This is a genomic window from Rhizobium sp. P1_E6 (assembly GCF_056405875.1).
The window spans coordinates 1-6,350 of the sequence record NZ_JBFUBG010000168.1 but is presented as its reverse complement, the minus strand read 5'-3'; the positions used below and the strand labels follow the sequence as shown (position 1 = coordinate 6,350).

Genomic DNA, 6,350 nt, shown 5'->3' with positions numbered 1-6,350 from the left:
GTAGCTGTTCTCGCCGCCCTGGACCGGAACGGCAGCGGCATCGGAGGCTTCCTTCATCATCGCAGCGCGGTAGACCGGTTGTGGCATCGGGCGCACGACATTCTCGCTGATCTCGATGACACGACCGACTTTCACGCCGGCGGCTTCGCTCAGTGTCTTCGCCTTCTTGATCGCGTTGGCGACAGCGTTCTTGCGAGCTGCCTCCAAGGCCGCTTCAGGCTTGTCGTTGGTGAACTGGATATCGCCGCCCTGATTGATGCCGAGAGTGACAGACTGGTCGATGATCTCGCCCAGTTTGGACAGGTCGCGGACGCGAACGGTGACCGAATTGCTGGTCTGGTAGCCGATCAACTGCGGCGGCTGCGGCTGGTTATCGACCGGCTGCGGATAATTATATTGCGGCTGGATCGAAAAGCCCGAGGTCTGCAGGTCGCGCTCGGCAATGCCGCTCTTCTTCAGCGCTGCCAGCACCTCGCTCATCGCCTTGTTGTTCTCGTCGAGCGCTTCCCGAGCAGTCTTTGCCTGTTTGACCACGGCAAGATTGACGACGGCCATATCGGGAGCCAATGCCGATTCGCCTTCTGCGGATACGTTGATGACCGCTTCGCGCGGCCGATTCTCCTGCGCCAGAAGCGGAGCGGATGCCGCGAGCGGCAGGCTCAGAAAGGCTGTCAGAAGGGCAGTCTTGGTATAATTCGGCGCCATGTTTGTTCCTCGGCTGTTTGCGTCCCTGCGAGCTTTGTGTCTGCGGATTGTGAAGCTATTACGGCAGAAACAGATATGAGAATTGCTTTATTGTGAGAAGTATTTTCGACTAATGGGTGTAGGTGGCAATCAACGCATGGTAGGTAAAGCGGCGTGTGGCCTGTTACCCGCGGTTAAGCCTCGACTTATAAAGAACCGCATTTCTATCTCATGCTGAAGTTTCGCCTTCATGAAAATCGGTGCTTATGTCATCAATCTGAACCGTTCCAGTACCCGGTGGGAAGGGCTTTCGCGGAAGGCCAATTCGCTGGCGCTCGAAGTCGTCAGGATATCCGGAGTGGATGGGGCGCAGATCCACCCACACGACAAGGCTGACATCAACAAGCGGCAATTCCTTCTTCGCAACAGCAGGAACTATCTGCCAGGCGAGCACGGGTGCTATCGCAGCCACGTCAAGGCGCTCACCGAGTTTCTTGACAGCGGCAATGATGCGGCGATCATCATGGAAGATGACGTCGAGCTGCAGGCCGATCTGATAGAACGTGTAGAGGCTGTGCTTGCCGCCGTTCCGAAAGCGGAATTGGTCAAGTTGCTCAACCACCGGTCCAAAGGCTTCATGCAGAAGGCGACGACGAAATTCGGCGATGCAATCGATCGCTGCGTCCACGGGCCGCAGGGTTCGGCCGGCTGCTATCTGGTCACCCGATCCGGCGCAAGCAAGCTTCTGCGGACCATGGCCATCATGGTCTATTCCTTCGATGTGGCATTAGAGCGCGGCTGGTCGACCGAGGTTAATACCTTTACGGTCAAGAACAATCTGATAGAGCTAGGGCCAAACAGCCACGAGACGGCGATCGCGACGAAGCTCGACTACAGACGGCAGAAATTCAAGGGAATACGCCGCTCGGTCACGCATCTGCTTCGCGCCGCTGATTATGCTAGAAGGGTACAATATTCTCTATGGTAGCGAGCGAAGAGCCGATTGCCACGCCCTCCCGCCTCAAGCCCGTCCTTGTCCTCCTATGGCTGCTATTGATTTCGGCTCCCATTGTGGAAAGTGATACCTACCGCTACGCGGCGCTGCTGCTGATCGGGACGACCTTTGTCCGGTTCAAGCCGAATTTTAATCTGCTGAAGAGTGACTGGCTGGCGAACGCCTGCCTTGCCTGGGGTGCTTACGCACTGCTGCGCTTTCTCTTCGGCCTGATCGTTTACGGTGAAAAGGGGGCGTCCGACTGGCTCTACGCCTTCCCGCTGTTTTTTCCGGCGGTGGGCATCGCGCTTTATTCCAGCCGCAAACAGGTCGAAACGGTCTTTGCCATCTATTTCCCGGCTGCACTTGCTGCCCTGTTGATCTCCACCGATTACCGGCTGATCCTTGAAGGCGACGCGCGTATTTCGCCGCTCTTCCATAACAACCTGATCCATGGCGCGATCGGCTGCGGTTTCCTGATGATCGGCGCCTTCTATTGGCTGTTGCACGCCTGGGAGACCGGCAAGCTCGCGCGCCGTTCCGGCAGCTGGATTGTTGCCGTCGCGACCCTCATCATCGCACTCTGCCTTTTCAATATTTATGGCTCCAAGGCGAAAGGCGTCTGGCTGAGCCTCGTCCTCGTCGGACCGCTCATGYTGGCCTCGCTGCTCCTTTACGCAAACAGACGCCGGGCCGCCTTGGTAGGGGCGGTCGTCGTCGCTCTCATTGCAGCAGCGCTTTTTGTCGGCGGCGATGACATCTGGAAGTTTGCCGGCCCGACCTATGAGGCCACCGCACGGATCGAGACCGAAATCTCTGCGCATGGCGCATGGGATGCTGTCGCTGCTGCGATCGCGTCAAAAGATACGCCGGAGTCGATGAGTGAACGGCTGCAGCTCTGGGCGAATGCTTCGGAAGTGATAGCTCAGGCGCCTTTCTTTGGCGCCGGCAACCACTGGCTGACGCTCTGGAGTTCGACCACCTATGCCGACGTGCCCTATACGCTGCTCCATAACGGTTACTTCGAGATGCTTGTCCGCCACGGGCTGTTCGGCATTGTCGTTTTCGCCATATTGGCAACAGGCATGTACAGCCGGGTTTTTACCGCATGGAGAGCCAGGCTGATCAGCCTCAGCGCACTACTGGCCTATAGCATGGTGACGCTATTCTTCCTTGGAACGATCCTGTCCAACTCCAACAACCGGCTGGCAATCGGCGAATCGTTCTTCTTCGTGTTCGCCGCCGCCGCGTTTGCCTGCGGGATCATGTTGAAGAAGGAAGAGATCAGGCAGGACACCGGCATGRTATCTCGTGATCAGAAGGCTGCCTGAAAGGGCGATGGAACCCGGTCCAAAAGGGTTGCCGAGCGCTCCTAGGCTGGAGCGCCCGCGTTGTCACATACCGAAATCGTCCAGAAACGAAGGATGGATCGCAGTCTTCCTTGCCTCGCGCGCATCACGATAGCGCTGCTGGGCAGAATCGAAGCCATTGACGATCCGTCTTATAAGACCGCTTTTGCGGCGTTTGAAAATCAAGTGCATAGCAAGCTCGCTTTTTCTTATTTTTGTTAGCCGGCAGCATATAATTTGCGCAGCATGCCGTAGCAATGAGCATTTTGGCATGCCACCTATGCAGAATATGACAGTGACATGACACGGAAGGGATCGCGGTCTGCATATGGCGTCCGAGGTTCGATCGACGGCCGCGATGGTATCGGCCATAGCGGTGCTGTAAGATGCCGCTGTCGTCCTTTCGGGGGAAGAGACTGACATGGAGCGCCGCCTTGCAGCCATCCTGATTGCCGATGTTGTGGGCTATGGCCGTTTAAGCCAGGTCGACGAGGAGGGGACGCGTCTTCGTTTCCAGGCGAACCTGAGAGAGATTGTCGAGCCTTCGATAGCTGAGCATAGCGGACGGCTGGTCAAGACCATGGGCGACGGGCTGCTGGTCGAATTTCACAGCGTCGTCGATGCCATGCGCTGCGCAGTGGACGTGCAGAAGCTGAAGGCAAAGCACAATGCGGAGATCCCGACCGATCATCGCCTGGATTTCCGCATCGGTATCAATCTCGGTGACATCATCGTCGAGGGTGACGATATTCACGGCGATGGGGTCAACCTGGYTGACCGCATGCAGTCGCTCGCCGAACCCGGCGGAATTGCGATCTCCGGCCCAGCCTACGACCAGGTGAAATCGAAGCTTGACGTTGGTTTTGTCTCGCTCGGCGAGCAAAGGGTCAAAAACATCGCCGAGCCGGTGCGGGTCTATCGTGTCGTGCTCGGTCCAGCGGCACCCAACAGAGCCGCCAACGCTCGCCGATATCTTGGCCGTTGGCGCGTCGCGGTGATATCAGCTGCTGCCGTCCTTCTCATTCTGGCGGGAGCGGCGCTGTGGTGGCAGCCGTGGGCGCTGTTTGAGGCCCCATCGCTTACCGAGCGCTTTGCCTATCCTTTACCGGACAAGCCCTCCGTTGCGGTGCTGCCGTTCATCAATGTCAGCGGCGACGTGGAGCACGATCATCTTGCCGAAGGCCTGACCGACGATCTGATTACGGAACTCTCGAAAGTCTCCGGCCTCTTCGTCATCGCGCGCCATTCCGTCTTCGCGGTGCGCGACAACAGCGGCAAAATACAGGATGTGGCGGCCGAACTCGGTGTTCACTATGTGCTTGAGGGGACGTTGCAGCGCGCCGGCGCACGACTGCGCATCAATGTCAAACTGATCGATGCGCTGACCGGGCTTTCCCTCTGGGCCGAGCGTTACGACCGCGAATATGTCGACCTCTTCGCGGTGCAGGATGATGTCATCAGCAAGATCATCGCGGCTCTTGCCATCAGGCTCAGCGATGGTGAACGCACGCAACTGGCGCAGATCCCGACGGAGAATCTCGAGGCCTATGATTATTACATGCGCGCCGAGCAGGCGGGTCTCACCTACGGGGACGTCGCGACCTATCGCGAGGCACTATCCTATTATCAGAAGGCAATCGACCTCGATCCGAATTTTGCCGATGCCCATGCGGGGATTGCCCGGATCGCCGTCGATGTCTGGCGCAACGACTACAATATCCTCTGGTCGGCAGCCGTCGCCCGCAAAATCGCCTATGATGCGGCAGGGCAGGCATTGAAGATCGATCCAAACAATGCGCGAGCGCATACCGTGCTGGCACTCCTGCAACTGGTCGATGGCCGCCAGACGGAGGCACTGATATCGGCGAACCGTGCCGTGCAGGCGCAGCCGAGCGACGCCGAAGCCTATGGCAATCTGGCCCTCGTGCTCGCTCATATCGGCAATCATGGTCAGGCGATCAGCGAAATGGAAAAGGCGCTGCGCTTCGATCCGTCGCCATCGCCCGGCTTCCAGTTGTTGGCGGGTATCGTTTTCTACATCGTCGGAGACGAAGACCGGGCGATCTCGCTGATGGAGGCAGCCCGCAACGCCTTGCCCAATGCGGAGGCCGCACGCGAATTCCTGACGGCAGCCTATATCGATGACGGCGATAAGAAACGCAGCCTGCAGGAGAAGACGAGGCTGCTGGAGCTCTTTCCCGAAAGCAATCTGACCTATTACAGCTATCTCTACGACTACTGGCGCAAGGACGATTTGAACAAGCATCTGAGCCGGCTGCAGAAGGCCGGAATTCCTGATTGGCCTTTCGGATTTCAGGGCGAGAAAGGCGATCAGGTCACCGGCGATCAGTTGCAGGATCTCATCAGCGACAAGACCTGGAGCGGCAAACACCGCAACGGCACGCAGTTCGTGCAGTTCTTCGACAAGGCCGGCAACACCGCTTATCGCAGCGCCAATACGAACATAACAGGCACGGTCGAAATTCAGGGCGACTGGCTCTGTGAGAAGTTCTCAGGCTATTTCCTGGACCGGATGGTCTGCGGCAGCGTTTATCGCAACCGCGCTCCCGACGAGCCCGGCGCGACATATGTGCATGTCACGCCGCAGGCTCTGAAATTCTTCTCCATCGACCGCTGATGGCGATGGCGAGTTCGTTTAAAGACCGGCAATCAATTGCCTATTGAGCGGACGGATGCTGCCAGTCTTTCTGCGCCTTCTCCGATATCAGGATATTCTGCACCTGCGACCAATGTTTCTGGGAATCGACCACCTTGGTCGGGTTCTTCACCAGCCCGTCAGCGGCACCCGGATCGTAGCTGATATAAAGCTTGCCTTCGATAATCCGCCAGGCATTCGGATCGATGTTGGTGGTCACCGTTCCGAAGGACACGCCATCGGCGCAGTAACCGCCATATTGCGGGGCATATTTGCCCGGATCCTTGACGAACATGTCACGATGTTCGGCACTGACGAAATACCAGGTCGCACCCAGCCAGTGATGAGAATATTGCGGCGATCCTTCAACGGCTTTATCATCCGTGAAATAGGCGACCGGATCATAGCCCTTGATCGCCACATCCCCGAAATAGCCCGTATTGACGAAGTCCTCTGCCGGAGCGGCCCTTGCAAAGAGCAGGACGGCAAGGCTGCCTATCGCAGCAGCCTTCATGAATCCATTCCAGTGAGACATTTCAAAGCTCCCGTTTTCAGGCGCGCACGGTTATTTTCGCTTCGTGCATTCGTCATAGAGCCACTGACCGGTGAGGTCGGCTCCCTGACAGGCTGCGCCCGCTTTCAACAATAGAGTGACGGAATCCCAGTG

At 57.7% G+C, this 6,350-nt stretch carries 5 protein-coding genes; 3 read left to right on the top strand and 2 right to left on the bottom strand.

The genetic code is table 11. The features are described from left to right. Positions 1-705 (bottom strand): SIMPL domain-containing protein (locus tag AC1D35_RS34390; RefSeq protein WP_477942351.1); only part of this gene is annotated, 705 nt, incomplete at its 3' end. Positions 706-934: 229 nt separating this feature from the next. Between AC1D35_RS34390 and AC1D35_RS34385 the strand changes: the two genes are divergently transcribed. From AC1D35_RS34385 to AC1D35_RS34375, 3 genes are all read left to right on the top strand, one after another. After that, positions 935-1,672 (top strand): glycosyltransferase family 25 protein, encoded by a 738-nt coding sequence (locus tag AC1D35_RS34385; protein WP_113311780.1) that lies wholly within the window; start codon positions 935-937, stop codon positions 1,670-1,672. Continuing rightward, complete coding sequence (locus AC1D35_RS34380) at positions 1,666-3,009, top strand: O-antigen ligase family protein (RefSeq protein WP_477942349.1); 1,344 nt, start codon at positions 1,666-1,668, stop codon at positions 3,007-3,009. Before AC1D35_RS34385 ends, AC1D35_RS34380 begins: the two co-directional genes overlap by 7 nt. Before the next feature lie 439 nt (positions 3,010-3,448). Continuing rightward, positions 3,449-5,665 (top strand): adenylate/guanylate cyclase domain-containing protein, encoded by a 2,217-nt coding sequence (locus tag AC1D35_RS34375; protein WP_477942346.1) that lies wholly within the window; start codon positions 3,449-3,451, stop codon positions 5,663-5,665. 40 nt (positions 5,666-5,705) lie between these two features. Here the strand turns inward: AC1D35_RS34375 and AC1D35_RS34370 are convergent, their stop codons facing one another. Next, positions 5,706-6,197, bottom strand: coding sequence for a YHS domain-containing (seleno)protein (locus AC1D35_RS34370; protein WP_477942344.1), 492 nt, complete (start codon positions 6,195-6,197; stop codon positions 5,706-5,708). Positions 6,198-6,350: the final 153 nt, after the last annotated feature.

What these genes read in the sequence shown, in the direction of transcription:
- AC1D35_RS34370 (WP_477942344.1), bottom strand. Translation starts at nt 6,197, where the DNA reads ATGAAGGCTGCTGCGATAGGCAGCCTTGCCGTCCTGCTCTTTGCAAGG.
- AC1D35_RS34385 (WP_113311780.1), top strand. Translation starts at nt 935, where the DNA reads ATGAAAATCGGTGCTTATGTCATCAATCTGAACCGTTCCAGTACCCGG.